This window comes from Lysobacter cavernae (assembly GCF_042648505.1).
GTDB classification, from domain to species: Bacteria; Pseudomonadota; Gammaproteobacteria; order Xanthomonadales; family Xanthomonadaceae; genus Lysobacter_L; species Lysobacter_L cavernae.
This window is the reverse complement of record NZ_JBHRXK010000002.1, coordinates 191126-210768: the sequence shown is the minus strand read 5'-3', so window position 1 is coordinate 210768 and position 19643 is coordinate 191126. Positions and strand designations below refer to the sequence as shown.

Below are 19643 nucleotides of genomic sequence, written 5' to 3'. Positions count from 1 at the left end.
TAGCGTCAGTCAGTGAGCAAGCCGTGCCAGATAAACATCTGCCTGAGGCACGTTATTCACCGCGGTGATATCAGCCCCCTGATCGAAATGAAGGCGGAGCTCGACAGTTCCACATGTGCCGGCCGGAAGAATATCGGCAAAATTGGCGTGCCCGATGCTGCCCCCGGAGGCTGCTTGCTTGCGTCCGAGAATGTGATCATTCACCAGTAACTCAAGTGTGCCACGTTCCGCCATTGATCCGGCAACGGGAGCTATGTAGTAGAAGAACTCCAGTGCGCGCCGATCCTGGCCCACACAAAGCTTCTTCCTTGCGCCTACCCAGCCTCCAGTGCCAATGTTGGCGGGAGGCCGCAATACCAGGGCCAGATCGCCGAAGCCCATCGATCGGCCATCGCTGGATTCCCGCTTGATCGTGCTGGCGGATAGCTGCTGGTTGGCGCCGAACCAGTCTCCCGGCGGCTCGCCGACAACGCCCGACAGCATCGGAGTCCAGCCGGACAGGACCCGGCCTCTGGCCTCGCTGTAAACCGGTCGCAAGGCCAGCGCAAGGGTGATGAAGCCAACAAGCAGCATCAGTGCGCCACGTGTCATGTCCCATCCCCATATCGACCGGACAGGCAGGCAATCACCAGCCAGCACTGGGCGACTGGCAATGGCAAACGACACCAGTTGCGGCAGGATGAACCACACCGGGAAGACGTAACGCGGCTGGCTCTCGCCAACCAACAGCAGCACACCCACCAGAGTGCTCAACAGGCTGAGTTGCAGCAGGCCATCAAACGAATCCATGCGCCGCAACAGCGGCACGATCAGCCACAGCCCCAGAGCTGCGAGCATGATCGAATAGCACACGTTATAAGCCCGTGTCAGTGGTACCAGCCATGGCCATCGTGGCTTGGCTTCCGCCTGGTAGAAGTATGTCTGCGAGCCCAGCATCGCCTGACCGCGGGCGCGGTGGACGATATTCCCGATCCGGGCGATCGGCTGCAGCACGAAATCTGACAATGGAATCGCGTGCGCCAGATCGTCACGCTTTTTCTCGTCTATCTGATCAAAAAAAGCCTTTCGAAAAGCCTGTCCCTGATAATACGAGCCGTTTGACAGCGACGACCCGTAAGCCCCCGTGCGGATCTGGGCAAGGTATCGACTATCCCTTTGCTCCTCATCCAGCTTGTAGCCGCCATGTTTCAACGCGACAGAAATGCCGGCATAGAGAACAAAAACTGCCGCAAGGAAGATCAGCAGCGGGCGATATTTGACCGCGATAATCTCTTTGCGAAGGAGCAGTGCGATTGCAGCCAGGCCACTGCCGAGAATAACCAGGGGCGTGAGTTCGCGCTGAAGGTCAAGCAGCACCAGCAGTCCGGCCATCACGATGGCGCTCGTCGCCAGGAGCGTTCTATCCCCTGGAGTCGATAGCCGGCCCTGCGCCAGACGATCCGCGATGATGCGTGTACTCCACAGAAACAGAACCAGAAACAGCAGTCCCCAGATGTCATGACTGGTGATTGGCAGGGCAAAAATCGGTTCCATCGCCGCGAGCCACAGGACGACGAAGCCTTGGGCGGCCCGGTGCCCTGCCACGCGCCGCGCCAAGTCGTATCCGGCCAACTGTATGACGAGCAGGAAGACCAGATTGAGGCAAGGAACTACCGCGGGATTCGGCCCGAACAACAACACAGTCGGGACCAGGACCGGCAATGCGCGTTCGCTGTATATCGATGCAGCGGTGTAGTCAGCACTGGATACCATGCGAAGCGCGAACTGCCACATCGTACTGAAGTCATCGACCCACGCGACCTGGATCGATGAAATGTAGGTGTAATAGAGCAGCGCTGCAGCCAGCAGCGAGCAGGGAAGGAACCACCTCGCATCGAACGGCTCCTTGCGTCTGACTATAAAAGCAAACAGGAGGGCAACCCCAGCCACTAATGCACCGGCTACGGAATACATCGTATGTATGCCGCCAACGGCCACTGCATCCAGCACCTGCCCTCCGTACTGGATCAATACCAATGAAAGTAACAGCAATAAAGGAATTGCAAGCAGCGCGCGTAGCATGTCACGTGCACATGCCGCAGCCACCCCGGTGATGAGTTGTGACTTGCCCCGCGAAGGAACTGCCCCCATTTCAGTGCTCCAGAGTTTGGTGGCGAGTGTCAAAAAATATTGTGGTGTCTGTGCAAGACTGGTGCTTGAACCCAGTAATTATATTGTGTGATTCTCCACGGCTGGCCCAGCTTGGGAGAAACCGATGCGGATTGACGCTCCCCGGGCGATGCCAGCCAAGCAAGCAATAATGGTTGGCAGGTGTTCGAGTACGATAGTGCTTGCTGTATCGAGTTAGTGGCCCCGGAAGTCAGCGTGACGCGATGTGTCAGATGTAATGTGGTGCGCGCACGGGCAATGACAGTTGTTCGCAAGCACGACCACCCGGATCGCCAATCCGTAGGGCGGAAAGTTCGGGCCTATCGAAGAACCTGCCCCGCTTCGGCCTCGCCCGGGTGCCGACTAGGCCTGCGCTGAAGCGTCAGGTCAAGACGCGGCCGCGCTCAGAACGTGTCGGCCGGCACGCGCACCGCGCCTTCCATCAGCACGCGCGCGCTGCGGCTCATCACGGCTTTGGTGACGGTCCATGTGCCGTCGACCTGGCGCGCCTGCGCGCCTACGCGCAGCGTGCCGGAGGGGTGGCCGAAGCGCACCGCGTCGCGCTCACCGCCGCCGGCGGCGAGGTTGACCAGCGTGCCCGGGATCGACGCGGCGGTGCCGATGGCGACCGCCGCGGTGCCCATCATCGCGTGGTGCAGCTTGCCCATCGACAGCGCGCGTGCCTGCAGGTCGATGTCGCCGGCGGCGATGCGCTTGCCGCTGGACGAGGTGTAGTCCGCCGGCGGTGCGACGAAGGCGACCTTGGGCGAATGCTGGCGCGTGGCGATCTGGTCGATGTTGTCGACCAGGCCCATGCGCACGGCGCCGTGTGCGCGGATGGCCTCAAACCTGGCCAGTGCCTGCTTGTCTTCATTGATCGCACCCTGCAGCTCGGTGCCGGTGTAGCCGATGTCGGCGGCATTGAGAAAAATGGTCGGGATGCCGGCATTGATCATCGTGACCTTGAACGTACCCACGCCCGGCACCTCGAGCTCATCGACCAGGTTTCCGGTCGGGAACAAACCGCTGAGAGGTCGCGCGCCGCCGCCTTCGCCCTCATCGGCAGGATCGAGGAATTCCAGTTGGATTTCTGCAGCCGGGAAGGGCACGCCGTCGAGTTCGAACTCGCCGGTTTCCTGCACCTCGCCATTCGTGATCGGCACATGCGCGACAATGGTCTTGCCGATGTTGGCTTGCCAGATGCGCACGGTGGCGATGCCATCAACCGGAATGCGGCCGGTATCGACCAGGCCGTTGGCGATCGCGAACGGGCCGACCGCGGACGACAGGTTGCCGCAGTTGCCGCTCCAGTCGACGAAGGCGGTGTCGATGGCCACCTGGCCGTAGAGGTAATCGACGTCGTGATCGGGCACGTCGGACCTGGCGATGATCACGCATTTGCTGGTGCTCGAGGTCGCCCCGCCCATGCCATCGGTGTGCTTGCCGTAGGCGTCGGGCGAGCCGATCACGCGCATCAGCAGGGCATCGCGCGCTGTGCCCGGCACCTGCGCGGCGTCAGGCAGGTCCTGCAGGCGGAAGAACACGCCCTTGCTGGTGCCGCCGCGCATGTAGGTGGCGGGGATGCGGATCTGGGGGGCGTAGGTCATGGCGTGCTCGGAAACGTGTCTGGAAACAGTCGTAGGGCGGGTTTTCAACCCGCCTTCCGTGGTGGTGTCGTGGCTCGAAGAGCCGGCGGGTTGAAAACCCGCCCTACATCAGGGCTCGTCCGGGATATCGGCCTCGACCAGCTGCGCGAGCAGGGCCAGCGATTCCTGCCAGCCCAGGTAGCAGAACTCGACCGGGATCGCGTCGGGGATGCCCTGCTGGACGATGTGCAGCTCGGTACCGCACATCACCGTCTTCAGCGTCACCGTAACTTCCATCACTCCGGGCAGGCCCGGGTTGTCGAACTGGTCGTTGTAGCGCAGCTTCTTGCCCGGCACGAGTTCCAGATACGTGCCGCCGAACGAATGGCTGCTGCCGGTGCCGAAGTTGGTGAACGACATGCGGTAGCCGCCGCCGACGCGGGCGTCCATTTCGTGCACCTTGCCGGTGAAGCCGTGCGGCGGCAGCCACTTGGCCATCGCATCGGGATCGAGGAAGGCGCGGTAGACGCGGTCGGCCGGGGCCTTGAGTACGCGGTGCAGGGTGACGGTGCCGGGCATGTTGTCATTCCTTTTTGAAGTGGGATCGGGGCCTTACCCAGACACGACGATCGAAGATCGCGGTTTTCGACATCGGCCAGCAGCCGCCGGCCGGCATCGATATCAGGCGACTTTCGACGATTCGAGGAAATCGTTGGCGAAGCGCTGCAGCACGCCGCCGGCTTCGTAGATCGACACTTCCTCGGCGGTGTCGAGGCGGCAGGTCGCCGGGACTTCGACGCGTTCGCCGCTGCGGCGGTGGATCACCAGCGTCAACGTCGCGCGCGGTGTGCGCGCGCCGACCACGTCATAGGTTTCGGTGCCGTCGATGGCCAGCGTGTTGCGGTCGGTACCCGGCTGGAACTCCAGCGGCAGCACGCCCATGCCGATCAGATTGGTGCGGTGGATGCGTTCGAAGCCTTCGGCCGCGATCGCCTCGACGCCCGCAAGTCGCACGCCCTTGGCGGCCCAGTCACGCGAGCTGCCCTGTCCGTAGTCGGCGCCGGCGATGATGATCAGCGGCTGCTGGCGCCCCATGTAGGTTTCGATGGTTTCCCACATGCGCGCGACCTGGCCCTCCGGTTCGATGCGCGCCAGCGAGCCTTGCTGCACGTTGCCGGCGTCATCGCGCACCATCTCGTTGAGCAGCTTGGGATTGGCGAACGTCGCGCGTTGCGCGGTGAGGTGGTCGCCGCGATGCGTCGCGTAGGAATTGAAGTCCTCTTCCGGCAGGCCCATCTTCGCCAGGTACTCGCCGGCGGCGCTGTCGAGCAGGATCGCGTTGCTTGGGGACAGGTGGTCGGTGGTGATGTTGTCGCCGAGCACCGCCAGCGGACGCATGCCGGTCAACGTGCGTTCGCCGGCCAGCGCGCCTTCCCAGTACGGCGGGCGGCGGATGTAGGTGCTCTGCGGGCGCCAGTCGTACAGCGGGCTGGCCTTGGCGCCGTGTTCGACCGCGAACTTGAACATCGGTTCGTAGACGCTGCGGAAGTGCTCGGGCTTGACGCTGGCGGCAACAACCGCATCGATCTCCTCATCAGACGGCCAGATGTCCTTGAGCGTGACCGCGTTGCCATCGGCGTCGATGCCTAGCGCGTCCTTCTCGATGTCGAAGCGCACCGTGCCGGCGATCGCGTAGGCGACCACCAGTGGCGGCGAAGCGAGGAACGCCTGCTTCGCATACGGATGGATGCGGCCATCGAAGTTGCGGTTGCCCGACAGCACCGCCGTCGCATACAGGTCGCGTTCGATCACTTCGCGCTGGATCTGCGGATCGAGCGCGCCGCTCATGCCGTTGCAGGTGGTGCAGGCGAAACCGACGATGCCAAAGCCGAGCTGCTCCAGCTCCGACAGCAGCTTGGCTTCTTCCAGGTACAGCTGCACGGCTTTGGAGCCGGGTGCCAGCGAAGTCTTCACCCACGGCTTGCGGGTCAGCCCGCGCGCGTTGGCATTGCGCGCCAGCAGCGCGGCAGCGATGACGTTGCGCGGGTTGCTGGTGTTGGTGCAGCTGGTGATGGCGGCGATGATGACCGCGCCGTCGGGCATCAGGCCTTCGGCTTCCTGCACCAGCGCATCGTCGAGGTGGCCGGCGATGCCGCGCTGCGCCAGCGCCGAGGTCGGCAGGCGCTTGTGCGGGCTGGATGGGCCAGCCATGTTGCGCACCACGCTCGACAGGTCGAACGCCAGCGTGCGCTCGTACTGTGCGGTCTTGAGCGCGTCAGCCCACAGGCCGGTGTGCTTGGCGTAGGTTTCCACCAGCTTGACCTGCGCGTCTTCGCGGCCGGTCAGGCGCAGGTAATCGAGGGTGTTGTCGTCGATGAAGAACATCGCCGCGGTCGCGCCGTACTCGGGCGCCATGTTGGAAATGGTGGCGCGGTCGCCCAGCGTCAGCGCGGCAGCGCCTTCGCCATGGAATTCGAGATACGCACCGACGACCTTCTGCTGGCGCAGGAATTCGGTCAGCGCCAGCACGATGTCGGTGGCGGTGATGCCCGGCGCAGGCTTGCCGGTCAGCTCGACACCGATGATGTCAGGCAGGCGCATCCACGAGGCGCGGCCGAGCATCACGCTCTCGGCTTCCAGGCCGCCGACGCCGATCGCGATCACGCCCAGCGCATCGACGTGCGGGGTGTGGCTGTCGGTGCCGACGCAGGTGTCGGGGAAGGCGACGCCGCGGCCGCTACCACTGGCGTCGACGTAGATCACCGGCGACATTTTCTCCAGATTGATCTGGTGCATGATCCCGTTGCCCGGCGGGATCACGTCGACGTTCTTGAACGCGCGCTTGGTCCAGTTGATGAAGTGGAAACGGTCCTCGTTGCGGCGGTCCTCGATCGCGCGGTTCTTCGCGAACGCCTTCGGGTCGAAACCGGGTGATTCCACGGCGAGCGAGTGGTCGACGATCAGCTGCGTCGGCACCACCGGATTGATCTGCGCCGGGTCACCGCCGCGTTCGGCAATCGCGTCGCGCAGGCCGGCCAGGTCGACCAGCGCGGTCTGGCCGAGGATGTCGTGGCACACCACCCGCACCGGGAACCACGGGAAATCCAGGTCGCGGCGACGCTCGATCAGCTGGGTCAAATAATCATTGAGCTTGTCCGGCTGCGCGCGGCGCACCAGGTTCTCGGCATGCACGCGCGCGGTGTAGGGCAGCGTGTCGTACGCACCGGGCGTGATCGCCTCGATGGCGGCGCGCGCGTCGAAGTAGTCGAGCGCGGTGCCCGGGAGTGGTTTGCGGTATGAGGTGTTCATGAGGGCAACTGGCAGCTGGCTGGTTGGACAGGGGACACGCCGCAGGCGGCGCGAGGCGGCCGTGGCACAGGTGAGTGCACATCCCGGACGCAATCCGTGCGGCGGTCGGGGCGGTCGAGCGGTGCGCCATTATCCCGCAATCGCCGCGTCATCGCCGCGCCCGGATCGTGCGCTACGTGCCGGATGGAGGCGCATGGCGGGCGTTTGCGCCGGCTGGCGGGAAGGAAGCCGATTGCAATCGGCGGAAACGTCAACCGTTCATCGCGCTGATGAAGGCTTGCGCCAGCGCCTCGGGCGGCGTGCGCAGGATGGTGGGGTTCACCTGCATCGGAAACGTTCCGGTGCCGGGTCTGGCATAAGGCAGGACGATGCCTTGCCGGCCCAGGCGCTCGTTCAACACCTCCGGCGCCACGCCGGACACCGTCAACAGGAACCGGCTGGTGCCATGGGCGATCTTCTCCACCCTGAAGCGGCCGTCCGCCTGGAGCAGCGCGGTCAGCTGGTCGGTCGCCCGCCAGGCCTTGGCGTAATCGTCCTCGTAGCGGTCCGCGTACTGCAGGGCCACTGCGGCGCCGGGCCAGGCCTGCGGCAACGATCCACCGAACATACGGCGCATGTGGAACAGCCCCTCGATGAAGCCGGCGTCGCCAGCGAGGATGGCGCCGCAAGCCCCGTTGAAGTGCTTCCACAGCGACACGAACACGGTATCGAACAGCGCGGCGTGTTCGCGCACGCTCTTGCCGGAATGAAGCGGCAGATTGAACATGCGCGCGCCATCCAGGTGCAGGCGGATGCCCTGTTCGCGAGCATAGTGGCAAACACGTTGCAGCTCGCCAAAGTCGACCATCTCGTGGTCCTTGCGCCGCACCGGGCTCTCGATGGCGATGGCACCGACCTGGGTTTCGACGCGTCCGCCAGCCGAGCGCTCGACCCAGCGCTTGACCTCGGCGAGCTCGATCGTGCTGCGGCCGCTGGCCAGCGGAATCAGATTCAGGCCGCTCAACGTCGCGGCGCAGTCGCCGCTGTCGTTGTAGTAGTGGCTCTCGGCCTGGACCAGCACGCGACGGTCAAGGCCCGCGAGCTTTCTGATGGCGAGATGGTTGGCCAGTGTGCCGGTCGGCACGAACATCGCGGCATCCTTGCCAAGCAACTGCGCAAACTTCTGCTCCAACTGCGTGATGAGCCCGCCGTTGGAGTAGTTGTCGGCCTCGAATGTCCGTGCCGCCGTCGTTTCGTGCAGCAAACTGGCGTACTCGAGCGGCCGCAGTCCCAGGCCATCGGAGACGAAATCGACGTGCTCGAACAACCCCGGTGCAGCGTCAGCTCTTGTGCCTGTTGCAATCGACTGGGCGAGTAAAGGCGTCGCGGCCGCCCATCCACTGCTGGCCAGGAACTGACGGCGATCCATGCGTACTCCTTGTGGTGATCGGTGGAGGCGGTGTGCGTTTCGAGTCTATGGCAACCCTGATCGAGTCGCTTTTGGTCGTTTCTATTCCCGCGAAGGCGAGAATCCAAGGGTGTTGTTGCTCAAGGGTTTAACGTCCATGGATAGCCGCCTTCGACGGTACGATAAGGCAACCCGCCTTCGCGGGAATGACGACGCTTAATCAGCGCTGCCCTAGCCGGAGTCTTCCGTGGTCCGACGGTCAGACCGCGCCACTCACGGCCCGCGCGCCATCGCCTCTTCGATCGCGCGGAACGCCGAGTGTTCGCCCGGCGCTGCGTCGGGCATGCCGGTGACGAAATAGGCGACGCCGGTGCCGGCCTTGCGGTCGACCCACAGGCCCGACAGCAGGCCGTAGGCGGCGCCGGCGTGGCCGATGCGGGCGATGCCGTCGCCGAACGGGTCGTCGCGGCAGCCGTCGCGTCGGGTCGCCAGGGTCTGCACGGCCAGGCCGTAGCGGCAATAGAAACCGCGCTGCGATTGGCTGCTGTCGTCCTCCTCGACGGTCATGCCGGTGCCAGGGGCGTAGGTCCACGCGGGTTGCGTCAGGGTGCGCAGCGAAGCGCCGGTGAGCACACGCACGCCGTCGACGCGGCCGTCGCCGAGCAGCAGCCGGCCGATTTTGGCAAGACCATTCGCGGAGATGCGCAAGCCGCCCTGCGGCGAGAACAGCGCGCCGTTGGCACCGGGCCGCCAACGCGACAGGTCGCAGTCGCCGTTGCGGGCCGGGTTGACCGAACACGCCGGCTTGCGGCCGCGGTGGTCGTCGCGCACCGGCGCGCGCTGGGCGTCGTACAGCACCACGGCGCGTGTGGCGACGGCGTCGTCGCACCGCTCCCAGTTGAAGCAGGCGGCGATGCCGAGCGGATGCAGCACCAGCGCGTCCATCAGCTTGTCGAAGCGTTGCCCCGTGGCTTTTTCCATGATCGCCGCAACCAGCGGGTAGTTGAGGTTGGCGTAGCGGAAATAACCGCCCGGCGCATGCGCGGCATCCCACGCGCGCGGGTCATCGAGGACGTCCTGCAGCTGCCCGTCCAGTGGCACCGCGTAGTAGCCGGCGGCATCGGTCAGGCCGGCGCGGTGCGACAGCAGCAGGCGCAGCGTGATCGGCCGGTCCGGGTAGGTGGGGTGACGCAGCCGCCAACCCAGCAGGTCGGACACGTCCGCGTCCAGGTCCAGCTTGCCGTCCTCGACCAGGCGCATGACGCCGATCGCGGTGACCAGCTTGGAGATCGAAGCGATCCGCACCGGGTCGTCGGCGCTGACTTTGCGCCCGGCAGCGATGTCGGCCAGGCCGTCGACGCGGGTCGTGGTGATGCCCGCGCGGTCGAAGGCCACGCGCACGCTGGCCACCGGTTCGGCGGCGTAGGTGCTGTTGCTTGCAATGACCAGCAGCGTCGCCAGCAGGCATGTGGGCAGTCGGGGCATCGTGGTGCTCACTCGAGGGGACGGGTCTTTTTAGCACCTGGCCGGTGCTCGGCTGAAGCTAGGGCAACGCTGATCAAGTCGCTTTTGCTCGTCATTCCCGCGAAGGCGGGAATCCAAGGACATTGTTGCTAAAGGATTTAACGTCCATGGATTCCCGCCTTCGCGGGAATGACGACGCTTATTCAGTGTTGCCCTGGGACGCGATTCGACGCGGCACGTGCAACGGACAATGTCGCAGGCGCGAGCCGGGTCGAATTGCGTGCGATTGGACTATCTCGCCGCGTGCAGCGGGTCCACACTGGGGCCTCCACCGATCAGGGCCGATCCGCCGACCGGCCGAGGAGACTCCCATGGCATCGATTCACCGGGAAATCCACGTGGCTACCGCCCCCGAGCGGGTGTGGGACGCACTGCGCGATGTTGGCCGGATCCACCAGCGGCTGGTGCGCGGCTTCGTCAGCGACTGCCGGCTTGACGGCGATGTGCGGGTCGTCACCTTCGGCAGCGGCATGACGGTGCGCGAACGCATCGTCGACGTCGACGATGCCCGGCGCCGCGTGGTGTGGTCGGCGATGGGCGAGCCCTTCAGTCACCACAACGCCTCGGTGCAGGCGTTCGCCGACGGCGGCGGCCGCACCCGCCTGGTCTGGATTGCCGACTTGCTGCCCGATGCACTGGTGCCGCAGATCGGCCCGATGATCGATCAGGGCCTGGCCGCGATGAAGCAGACGCTGGAACAGGACGACCCGCGCGGCTGATCCCGCCCGGCACGCCCGGGCCGGTGGCGGTCGCGGGTGCTGGCAGGCGCGTCCCGCATCTTCTATGTTGTCGGCTTCCCACCGCCGATGGCCGCGCTCCATGTCCGATTCAGCCGTGCACCCGGATCACCTCAAGCGCAGTCTCTCCAACCGCCACCTGCAGCTGATCGCCATCGGCGGTGCCATCGGTACTGGCCTGTTCATGGGTTCGGGCAAGACGATCAGCCTGGCCGGGCCGTCGATCCTGCTGGTCTACCTGATCATCGGCAGCATGTTGTTCTTCGTGATGCGGGCGATGGGCGAGCTGCTGCTGTCCAACCTGCAGTACAAGTCGTTCATCGACTTCTCCACCGACCTGCTCGGCCCGTGGGCCGGGTTTTTCTGCGGCTGGACCTACTGGTTCTCGTGGGTGATCACCGCGGTGGCCGACGTGATCGCGATTGCCGCCTACACGCAGTACTGGTTCCCGGAACTGGCGCCGTGGATCCCGGCGGTGTTGTGCGTGCTGTTGCTGCTGTCGTTGAACCTGGTGACGGTGAAGCTGTTCGGCGAGATGGAATTCTGGTTCGCGCTGATCAAGATCGTCGCGATCTGCGCGCTGATCGTCACCGGCCTGGGCCTGGTGGCGTGGGGCTTCAAGTCACCGTCGGGCAACGTGGCCTCGCTGGCCAACCTGTGGAACGACGGAGGGATGTTCCCGCACGGGCTGACCGGTTTCTTCGCCGGCTTCCAGATCGCGGTGTTTGCCTTCGTTGGCATCGAGCTGGTCGGCACCACCGCCGCCGAGACCGCCGACCCGCGTCGCAACCTGCCCAAGGCGATCAACTCGATCCCGGTGCGGATCATGGTGTTCTACGTGTTGGCGCTGGTGGCGATCATGGCGGTGACGCCGTGGCGGCAGGTGGTTCCGGGCAAGAGCCCGTTCGTCGAGCTGTTCGTGCTCGCCGGCATTCCGGCCGCGGCCAGCCTGATCAACTTCGTCGTGCTGACCTCGGCTACGTCCTCGGCCAACAGCGGCATCTTCTCGACCAGCCGCATGCTGTTTGGCCTGGCCCAGGAAAATCACGCGCCGAAGGCGTTCGCGCGCCTGTCGAAGGCGGCGGTGCCGTCGCGCGGGTTGCTGTTCTCGTGCCTGTGCCTGCTCGGCGGGGCCATGCTGATTTACCTGATTCCGAACCTGGTGACGGCGTTCACCCTGATCACGACGTTGTCGGCGGTGCTGTTCATGTTCGTGTGGTCGCTGATCCTGAGCGCGTACATCGTCTACCGCCGCCGCCGGCCCGAGCTGCATGCGGCCTCGGCGTTCAAGATGCCCGGCGGCGTGGCCATGTGCTACGTCTGCCTGGTGTTCTTCGCCTTCGTGCTGGTGCTGCTGTGGCAGCAGGTCGACACGCGCCAGGCACTGCTGGCCAGCCCGGTGTGGTTCGCGCTGTTGGCCGCGGGCTACTTCTGGAAGGGCCGCCGCGGCGCGCAGCTGCAGGCCGAATCGGCGTAGGCGCAGCGACCTCGTTCACGCCGCGCGCCGCAACAGCGGCGCGGCGTCCGCGCCGAGCACGCGGCGCAGACAGCGCACCATATGGCTCTGGTGGGCGAAACCAACGTCGAGCGCGATCCGGCTGGCCGGCAGCTCGCGGCGCAGCAACAGGGTGCGGGCGCGCTCGACCCGGCGCTGCACCACGTAAGCGTGCAGCGGCAGGCCGGTCGAGCGCTTGAACTGGGTCTTCAGGTGCGAGGCGCTGAGGCCGGCGACATGCGCCAGCCGCGCCAATGACAGGTCCTCGTCGAGGTGCGCGTCGATGTGCTCGGTGACGCGTTGCAGCTGCGGCTTCGACAGCCCGTGCCGCGGCGCCTGCGCCGTGCGGTGGCGGGCGAGCAGATGGCTGAGCAGTGCCGTGGTCAGGCTGTCGGTATAGAGACGGCCGCCAGGTCGCCCGGCTTCGCGGTCGGCGTCCAGCGCCCAGGCAATGTGCTCGATCTGCGGGTCGCGCAGCTGGTGCTGCGCGGCCAGCCCGATGCGGGCGCCGTCCAGGCCCAGCTCGTCGGCGGTGCGTGCCAGCAGCGACGGCGCGAAGTGCAGCATCACCGAGGTGCTGGTGTGATCCTCTTGCCAACTGTCGGCACTGCCGGCGGGCAACAGGTCGACATCGCCGTGCGCGTAGCGGAAGCGGCTGATGCCGCAGCTGCCGGTGACCGGCGTGCCACGGTGGATCTTGATGCGGTGCTCGGCCACGGCCGACAGCGTCACCGTGCCTGGCCGGGTGACGTAATGCGCGACGTGCAGGTCGCCGGGATAGGTCAACGGCGCTGGCGCGGTGGCGCGTAGTGGCAGCTGCATGGTGCGTTCCGGGTCGACGTTGCCGCGATTATCGGCAGCGGTTGGCCCAACGCCGTGGACACAGCATCCCGTCGTCCGAACGTGCTCGAACACCGTCCGTTCCGGCGCGACCGCCGCGCCGGGCCTGCGCACCATGGCGACACCGCGCTGCAAGGCCTTCAAGACGAAGGCCGGCGCGATCACCACGGAGCAGGCAATGACACAGATAACGACGGAACAAGTGACGACGGAACAGGTGACGGTAAAGCAGGTGACGGTGATCGGACTCGGGCAAATGGGCAGCACGCTGGCGCAACTGCTGCTGGACAGCGGCTACCGCGTGACAGTGTGGAACCGCACGGAGGCGAAGGCCGACGCGCTGGTCGCCGGCATCGGCCCGACCTTCGCCGATTTCCTCAAGTACGAGGGCGAGGTGATCCAGTCCGGCGACTTCACGGTCGGCGAAAGCCCGCTGTCGATCTCGGTCGAGGCGACCGAGTGCATCGCCCGCGCCGCCCGCGAGAGCGGCATCAACGACGAGTTCCCGGTTTTCGCCGCCGACCTGTTCCAGCGCGCCGGCTACGCCGACCAGGAACTGGCCGCGATGATCAAGCTGCTGCGCGGCGAGGCCGGTGCGGGCACGGCCACTGCGCAGGCCGCGTAAACGTGCTGTGGTCGCCGCCGCCTTGCGTAAACCTCAGTGCTGGCCGCGGATCTGCTCGTGGATCCAGTCGTAATGCGCGGAAATGCGTGTGTGCATTTCCGCCGGCGGGTACAGCGAGTTGGCGACCAGGCCGACCTGCACCCAGTGTCCGCCCGGATGGCGTTGCATCACCGGGCCGCCGGAATCGCCGCCGGTCACGGCCTTGTCGATGCACAGGTGCAGGTCGGGGGTGTAGGTGGTGGTCGGGTAACCCGGCGGCACCTGCGCGCAGTACGCGTCTTCCAGACGATGGCTGGTGGTGTGCATCAGCGCGTCGGGAGTCCGACCGCCAATGACGCCGAAACCGGCCACCCACAGTTCGGTTTGCAGGTCCGGGTCGTGCCATGCGCGCTTGGACAGGCGCATGAATCGGCTCGGGTTGATCTGCGCCGGCCGTTCCAGCTCGATCAGGGCCAGATCGTGCCAGAACCGGGTTTCGTACACCGCCGGGTTGTAGCCCGGGTGGATCAGGATGCGCTTGACCGCCACCTGGTCGGTGGCCTCGATCTGCGGGCGGAAGCGGGTCATGCCGATGTTGGCCTGCAGACCTGGCGGGTCCGGATTGACGCGGAAGCAGTGCGCGGCCGTCAGCACCCAGCGCGATGCGATCAGCGAGCCGCCGCACAGGTGCCGCACGCCGTTGGCGCCCTGAACGCTCAGGCCGACATAGGCCGGGTACAGGCCGGTGGGGGCCGGCTCGCCGTCGACGATCTGCGGGGATATCTCCGGCCCCGACTGGGCCAAAGCGCTGCCGCTGACGGCGGCCAGTAACAGCACGAGTGTCGTTTCCATCAACCGGTGCATACGCATCTCCTTGTTCGTATGGGTGCCCATTGGCCGGCCGAGCATAGGCAGGCGCGTGGCAGCGATTTGTGGTGGGGTTGGCGGTTGGTGGAAACGTCATGGCCGTTGGTCGGCAGTGGCAACCGCGGCCGTACCGTGGCCCGTTGCGCGCCGGGGGCATGCATGTGCTGCTTGCGAACGAAGCGCGACGCCGTCCGCTTTGCGAGTGCCCTATCCTGTCCAGCATGACGACCTACATCGCCCTGCTGCGCGCCGTGAACGTCGGCGGCACCGGCAAGCTGCCGATGGCCGAACTGCGTGCGTTGTGCGAGGCCGCCGGTTTCGCGCAAGTGCGCACCTACATCGCCAGCGGCAACGTGGTGCTGACCTCGACCGCGACGGCCGCACAGGTCAAGGCGGCACTGGAGGCGCAACTGGCGGGCTATGCCGGCAAGCCGGTCGGCGTGCTGGTGCGCAGCGCCACCGAGTTGGCGCAGGTGTTGGCCGACCATCCGTTCCCACAAGCGGCGCCCAACCGTGTGGTGGCGATCTTTCTAGACGAGGCACCACCGGCCGATGCGTTGGACACGGTCAAGCACCGCAAAGGCGAGGAGATCGCGCTGGGCAAGCGCGAGATCTACGTGCATTACGGCGACGGCATGGCCGACTCCAAGCTGGTGATCCCGGCGGCCAAGGCCGGCACCGCGCGCAACCTCAACACCATCGCCAAACTCGTCGAGATGGCTGGCACCGCCTGACGGTGGGCGCGGGGGGTTACGCCATCGGCGGAAATTCGCGGTGACGCGGCAGTGCGTCGCCCAGCTGCAGCCAGGGCAGGCGTTCGGATTCCCAATAGTGGAACGCGGGCGGCACCCGGGCCGGTTCGTCGAGGCTGCCGATGGTGATGTCGATCAGTCCCGGCAGATAGTCGGCGGTGAAGCTGATCGGCGTGCCGCAACGCGGGCAGAAACCGCGATGCGCACCCGGTGAGGATTCGTGGGTCGCCGGCGCATCGGTTAGGTAGGCGAGCTGTGATTGTTCGACCATCGCCCAGGCAACGGCGGGCGCGGCGTTGGCGCGGCGGCACATACGGCAATGGCACAGCGCGGTCATGACCGGGGCACCGCTGATCCGGTAGCGGATCGCGCCACATTGGCAGCCGCCTTCCAGTGAGGCAGTCGGCATGTCGAGGCTCCTGGAGGCCGGGGATGTCCGTTGCGCCCATGGTGGCCGCGGTCGATTGATCGAGGTTGCGATCTTCTGCCGGAGGGTGTGCCGGTGCACGTCATGAACGTGCGGGTTGGGCGAAACGCTCACGGGTCCGCAGGACATGGGCGGCCAGCGTTGAACGGCTGACCGCCCCGGCCGATCACCTTGCGGCGACGGGCGCCTTCGGCGTTGCCAGAATCTGCGCATTGCCGTAGGGCGCGTGCGCGAGGCGACCGGTCTTGATCCATTCGATCTGCATGCGGAAGTAGCCGTCGGCGATGCGTGTCGAGTGGCGCTCGCCCTGGGCGTCGGTATCGAACTCGATGATGCCGTGGTCGGTCCCGGGAAACACGACGGCACTGATCGGGCGGCCTTCGCCGGCCAGCGCGACCAGCCGCTTGCGGGTTTCCTCCGGCGGCGCTTCGCGATCGTCCGCGCCGAGCATCCACAGTTGCGGCGTGCTCAGGCTGCGCAGCACGGGCATCGGGTCGTAGTCCCAACTGGTGCCTAGTTCCATCTCCTGCTGCAGCTTCGCCAGTTCCACGCGGGTGTGCTGCGCCACCAAACCGGTGAATTCGCCCTTCATCGCGGTCCACCACGGCTCGCGGCCGTACTTGGCCCGTACCACGTCCATCTGCTCCCAGCCACGTGCGCCGCGCGTGGCCACGATCACGCCGGTGGCGTCGGTCACCTCGCGCGCCTTGCTCAGCACGTCGTCGCCGTAGCCGGCGGTGCGCAGATCGAGCATGACCTGCTCACGGTCCTCGGCCAGCGGGCTTTCGGCCAGGCCGTAACCGACGGCGACGAAGTCGACGCCGGACGCCTTGCTCGCCGCCAGCGGCGCGACCCAACCGCCCTGACTGCCGCCGAAGAACCCCATGCGGCCGGCGCGCTTGCCGGCCAGGCGACGCGCTTCGTCGAGCGCGGCCTTGGCGTCATCGGACAGCAAGGCGAAATCCTGCGTGTACTTACCGCTGGAGCCGCCGGTGCCGCGCTTGTCGTAGACGAACACACCGATGCCGTTGGCCGGCAACAGGTTCTGCAGGTGGTAGCGGTCGACACCCGAATAGTGCTCCGAGCCGTGCACCGCCACCGTCACCGGGACCGGCCCTGATCCCTGCGGCAGCACCAGGCGTCCGCGCAGGGTGACACCGTTGCCCTGGAACGTGGTCGGCACGATGTCGAACACGAGCTTGCTGCCGTTGTGTCCATCGAAGCTGATGCGTCCGCTGGTGCAATCGCCGAACCGCACGCGCACACCGTCGGGGCGTCCGGTCCAGCCCAGCGTGCTGCTCCATTGGCCGTCGGCGTCGGCGGTGAGCAGGCCGGTGCGGCCGTCGATCAGGCGCCAGCGCAACTGGTTGGGTTCGCTGACCGGTGCGACGTCGACGAGTGCACCGTCGTCGAGGCGATACGCCCCGGCGTGGCAATTCACGTCGGCGGCCGAAGCGATGTGGCTGGCGAGCAAGGTCGCGAGCAGGACAGGCAGGGTACGGACAAGCGTCATGGAAGCTCCGAGGCGGCGCGCGTGGTAACGATGGGTCATGGTCTGGGATGCATGGACGCACCGCGGGGTTGCATCTCCCAAGTGCCGGTCGTCACGAGCGGATGTCATGGGCCAATGCACCACGCGGTCTCGTCGCGGTGCTGGGTGCTGCAAAAGTCAAATGACGCAGACCGCACACCGCGATCGAAAGCAAGCCTTCTCCGGTACCATCCGACTCCTGCCTCGTTGCGACGCCACGGACGGGGATCGCTTGCCGGCGTCGCATCGAACCGCCACCACCAACTGAGCCCTGACCTTGCAGCCCGATCGCGAGCACCCTGCGTTTGCCTCCCTGCTGCCGCGTGATCCGCGCGCGGCGTTCCTGTGGCCCATGCTGCTCGGCACGCTCGTGTTCTTCGCGCTGGGCGGGGGCGCGATCCTGGTGCCGGGCCATGTCGCCTGGTTGAGCCACGGCGATCTGGCGCAGAGCTACCTGGGCTGGGCGTTTTATCGCGATTCGCCGTGGCAGTGGCCGCCGGGCGCCAATCCAGCTTACGGCCTCGAGATCGCCTCGTCGGTCTATTACTCCGACTCGATCCCGTTGCTGGCGGTGTTTTTCAAATTACTGGCGCCACTGTTGCCGGCCCCGTTCCAGTACTTTGGCCTGTGGGTGCTGATGTGCCTGGTGCTGCAGGCGTGGTTTGCCTGGAAACTGGCCGGGCTGGCGTCGCGCGACCTGGTGTTCCGCAGCGTCGTCGTGCTTTTGCTGGTGACGGCGCCGCCGATGCTCAACCGCCTGAGCGGGCACCTGGCGCTGGTCGGGCATTGGCCGCTGCTGGCCGGACTCTACCTGTGCCTGCGCACGGACCGTCAGCGCCAGGCCTCGTGGTGGGCGTTGCTGGTTGCCTGCGCCATGGCGATCCACGCCTACCTGTTCGTCCTGGTGGGCGTGCTGTGGGTCACCGACCTGATCCGCCGCTACCGCGAGGATGCCGCGCTGCCTGCCCGCAAGGCCATGCTGCTCAAGGAAGGCGGCCTGGTGGTGGGTGCGGCGCTGCTATCGGGCTGGCTGTCGGGTTTGTTCACCGTGTCCGGGCGCGGCATGCGCGCCACCGGGTTCGGTCATTACAAGATGAACCTGCTGGCGCCGTTCGACGGCGCCGGCTGGTCGGCATTCGGCCTGCATGCGCGCACGGCGGCGGGCGAGTACGAAGGCTTCAACTACCTCGGCGCCGGCGCGATCGTGCTGGTCGCGCTGGCGCTGACCCTGGGCAAAGGCGTGCGTGCGCAGTGGAAACCGCGGCACACCGGGCTGGCATTGATGGCGGTGGTGCTCACTGCGTTGGCAACGACCCACGTCATCGGCCTGGGCGGTGTGCAGTGGCCGCTGCCGCTGCCTGCGCGACTGGTGGAAAAATTGCAGGCACTGCCGGTGCAGGCGACGGGCCGTCTGTTCTGGGTGGTCTACTACCTGGTCGTGGTGGCTGCGTTGTTCGTCGTGGCGCGCGCGCTGCCGCGCGTATGGTTGCGCGCCGTCCTGGTGGCGGTGCTGGTGTTGCAGGCGGTCGACCTGTATCCGGGCTGGTCGCAAGTGCGCGCCAACAACCACGCCCGCGCCGCCATGACCTTGCCAGGGGATCTGCGTTCCGCGTTCTGGGATGACGCGGGGGGCAAGTACCAGAACCTTCGCCGGATGCCGACCACGTTCGCCGGTCCGGGCTGGGAAGCGGCCGCCTTCTATGCGCAGCGGCACGGCATGGCCACGGAAATCGTGCAGGTGGCGCGCCTCGACGTGAAGCCGTTCTGGGCACTGGACCAGCGCAAGCGGGCGCAGCTTTTTGCCGGTGCGCCCGAACCCGATTCGCTGTACCTGGTGAACGACAGCATGGTCGACACCGTGCGTGCCGCCCTGGTGCGTCCTCGCGATGCGCTGTTCCGGTTGCAGGATCGCATCGTGCTCGCCCCCGATTGGGGCACCGCGCTGCCACCGGGCGCGACCAACCTGCGCAGTGCCGAGGCGATCGCCGATGCCGGCCCGTACTACCGCCTGCCCTTCCACGCCGACTTGTCCCAGGGCAGTCAGGCGCGCGCCCTGCTGGGCGCCGACGGCGAACGCATCGACGCCGAGCAGATCCAGATCCCGATGACCGGTGCCAGCGTGTACCTGCCGACCGGCGGGCATGCTGCGGCTGCCTTGCAGGCGCAGTTCGAGTTGCAGGACCTCACCAAGGTGCCGACGCGCGCAACGCTGCGCGTGCTCATGGACGGGCAGGCCCTGGCGCAGGTGTCGCCGGACGGGCACGGCCGTTACCGCGTGTCGCTGCGCGTGCCGCCCGGGTCGGGGCGGGTCCATTTCCGCAAGCTCGATCTGCAGTTCGCGTCGCCGTCAGTGTCGAAGAAGCAGATGAGGAAGTGGAAGGTCGGGCTCACCGCGCTCGAGGTGAGTCTGGCCGGCGACTGATCAACAGCGCGGCC

The 19643-nt window shown here is 66.4% G+C and carries 15 protein-coding genes; 5 read left to right on the top strand and 10 right to left on the bottom strand.

What is annotated here, in order from left to right:
• Window positions 1-9: 9 nt before the first annotated feature.
• From ACFOLC_RS05395 to ACFOLC_RS05370, 6 genes are all read right to left on the bottom strand, one after another.
• Window positions 10-2163, bottom strand: a complete 2154-nt coding sequence (locus ACFOLC_RS05395) for a hypothetical protein (RefSeq protein ID WP_386758207.1) — start codon at window positions 2161-2163, stop codon at window positions 10-12.
• Between the two features lie 389 nt (window positions 2164-2552).
• Window positions 2553-3755: a 2-methylaconitate cis-trans isomerase PrpF gene (gene prpF, locus ACFOLC_RS05390; protein WP_386758206.1), complete on the bottom strand. Its 1203-nt coding sequence runs from the start codon at window positions 3753-3755 to the stop codon at window positions 2553-2555.
• Between the two features lie 108 nt (window positions 3756-3863).
• Window positions 3864-4313 (bottom strand): SRPBCC family protein, encoded by a 450-nt coding sequence (locus ACFOLC_RS05385; protein WP_386758205.1) that lies wholly within the window; start codon window positions 4311-4313, stop codon window positions 3864-3866.
• A gap of 102 nt (window positions 4314-4415) precedes the next feature.
• Complete coding sequence (acnD, locus tag ACFOLC_RS05380) at window positions 4416-7043, bottom strand: Fe/S-dependent 2-methylisocitrate dehydratase AcnD (RefSeq protein WP_386758204.1); 2628 nt, start codon at window positions 7041-7043, stop codon at window positions 4416-4418.
• A gap of 250 nt (window positions 7044-7293) precedes the next feature.
• The gene (locus ACFOLC_RS05375; protein ID WP_386758203.1) at window positions 7294-8451 is read right to left on the bottom strand and encodes a threonine aldolase family protein; all 1158 of its coding nucleotides are present in this window, start codon (window positions 8449-8451) and stop codon (window positions 7294-7296) included.
• 252 nt (window positions 8452-8703) lie between these two features.
• Window positions 8704-9915, bottom strand: a complete 1212-nt coding sequence (locus ACFOLC_RS05370) for a serine hydrolase domain-containing protein (RefSeq protein ID WP_386758202.1) — start codon at window positions 9913-9915, stop codon at window positions 8704-8706.
• Between the two features lie 350 nt (window positions 9916-10265).
• Between ACFOLC_RS05370 and ACFOLC_RS05365 the strand changes: the two genes are divergently transcribed.
• Window positions 10266-10673 carry an SRPBCC family protein gene (locus tag ACFOLC_RS05365; RefSeq protein WP_386758201.1) on the top strand — a complete coding sequence of 136 codons (408 nt, stop codon included), beginning with the start codon at window positions 10266-10268 and terminating at the stop codon, window positions 10671-10673.
• A 100-nt stretch (window positions 10674-10773) separates the two neighbouring features.
• A complete protein-coding gene (cycA, locus tag ACFOLC_RS05360; protein ID WP_386758200.1) occupies window positions 10774-12168 on the top strand; it encodes a D-serine/D-alanine/glycine transporter in 1395 nt (464 codons plus the stop codon).
• Between the two features lie 15 nt (window positions 12169-12183).
• Here the strand turns inward: cycA and ACFOLC_RS05355 are convergent, their stop codons facing one another.
• Window positions 12184-13008, bottom strand: a complete 825-nt coding sequence (locus ACFOLC_RS05355; protein WP_386758199.1) for a helix-turn-helix domain-containing protein — start codon at window positions 13006-13008, stop codon at window positions 12184-12186.
• 196 nt (window positions 13009-13204) lie between these two features.
• Between ACFOLC_RS05355 and ACFOLC_RS05350 the strand changes: the two genes are divergently transcribed.
• Window positions 13205-13651 (top strand): NAD(P)-binding domain-containing protein, encoded by a 447-nt coding sequence (locus tag ACFOLC_RS05350; protein WP_386758198.1) that lies wholly within the window; start codon window positions 13205-13207, stop codon window positions 13649-13651.
• A 33-nt stretch (window positions 13652-13684) separates the two neighbouring features.
• On the opposite strand, the gene ACFOLC_RS05345 is transcribed toward ACFOLC_RS05350, so the two are convergent.
• Window positions 13685-14494 (bottom strand): S1 family peptidase, encoded by an 810-nt coding sequence (locus ACFOLC_RS05345; protein ID WP_386758197.1) that lies wholly within the window; start codon window positions 14492-14494, stop codon window positions 13685-13687.
• 224 nt (window positions 14495-14718) lie between these two features.
• Between ACFOLC_RS05345 and ACFOLC_RS05340 the strand changes: the two genes are divergently transcribed.
• Entirely contained in the window at window positions 14719-15231 is a 513-nt protein-coding gene (locus tag ACFOLC_RS05340; RefSeq protein ID WP_386758196.1) for a DUF1697 domain-containing protein, read from the top strand.
• A gap of 16 nt (window positions 15232-15247) precedes the next feature.
• On the opposite strand, the gene ACFOLC_RS05335 is transcribed toward ACFOLC_RS05340, so the two are convergent.
• Together ACFOLC_RS05335 and ACFOLC_RS05330 are read right to left on the bottom strand one after the other, a co-directional pair.
• Entirely contained in the window at window positions 15248-15658 is a 411-nt protein-coding gene (locus tag ACFOLC_RS05335) for a GFA family protein (protein WP_386758195.1), read from the bottom strand.
• Window positions 15659-15842: 184 nt separating this feature from the next.
• A complete protein-coding gene (locus tag ACFOLC_RS05330; RefSeq protein ID WP_386758194.1) occupies window positions 15843-17189 on the bottom strand; it encodes an alpha/beta hydrolase family protein in 1347 nt (448 codons plus the stop codon).
• A 295-nt stretch (window positions 17190-17484) separates the two neighbouring features.
• On the opposite strand from ACFOLC_RS05330, the gene ACFOLC_RS05325 reads away from it, so the two are divergent.
• A complete protein-coding gene (locus ACFOLC_RS05325) occupies window positions 17485-19629 on the top strand; it encodes a DUF6311 domain-containing protein (RefSeq protein ID WP_386758193.1) in 2145 nt (714 codons plus the stop codon).
• Window positions 19630-19643 lie beyond the last annotated feature (14 nt).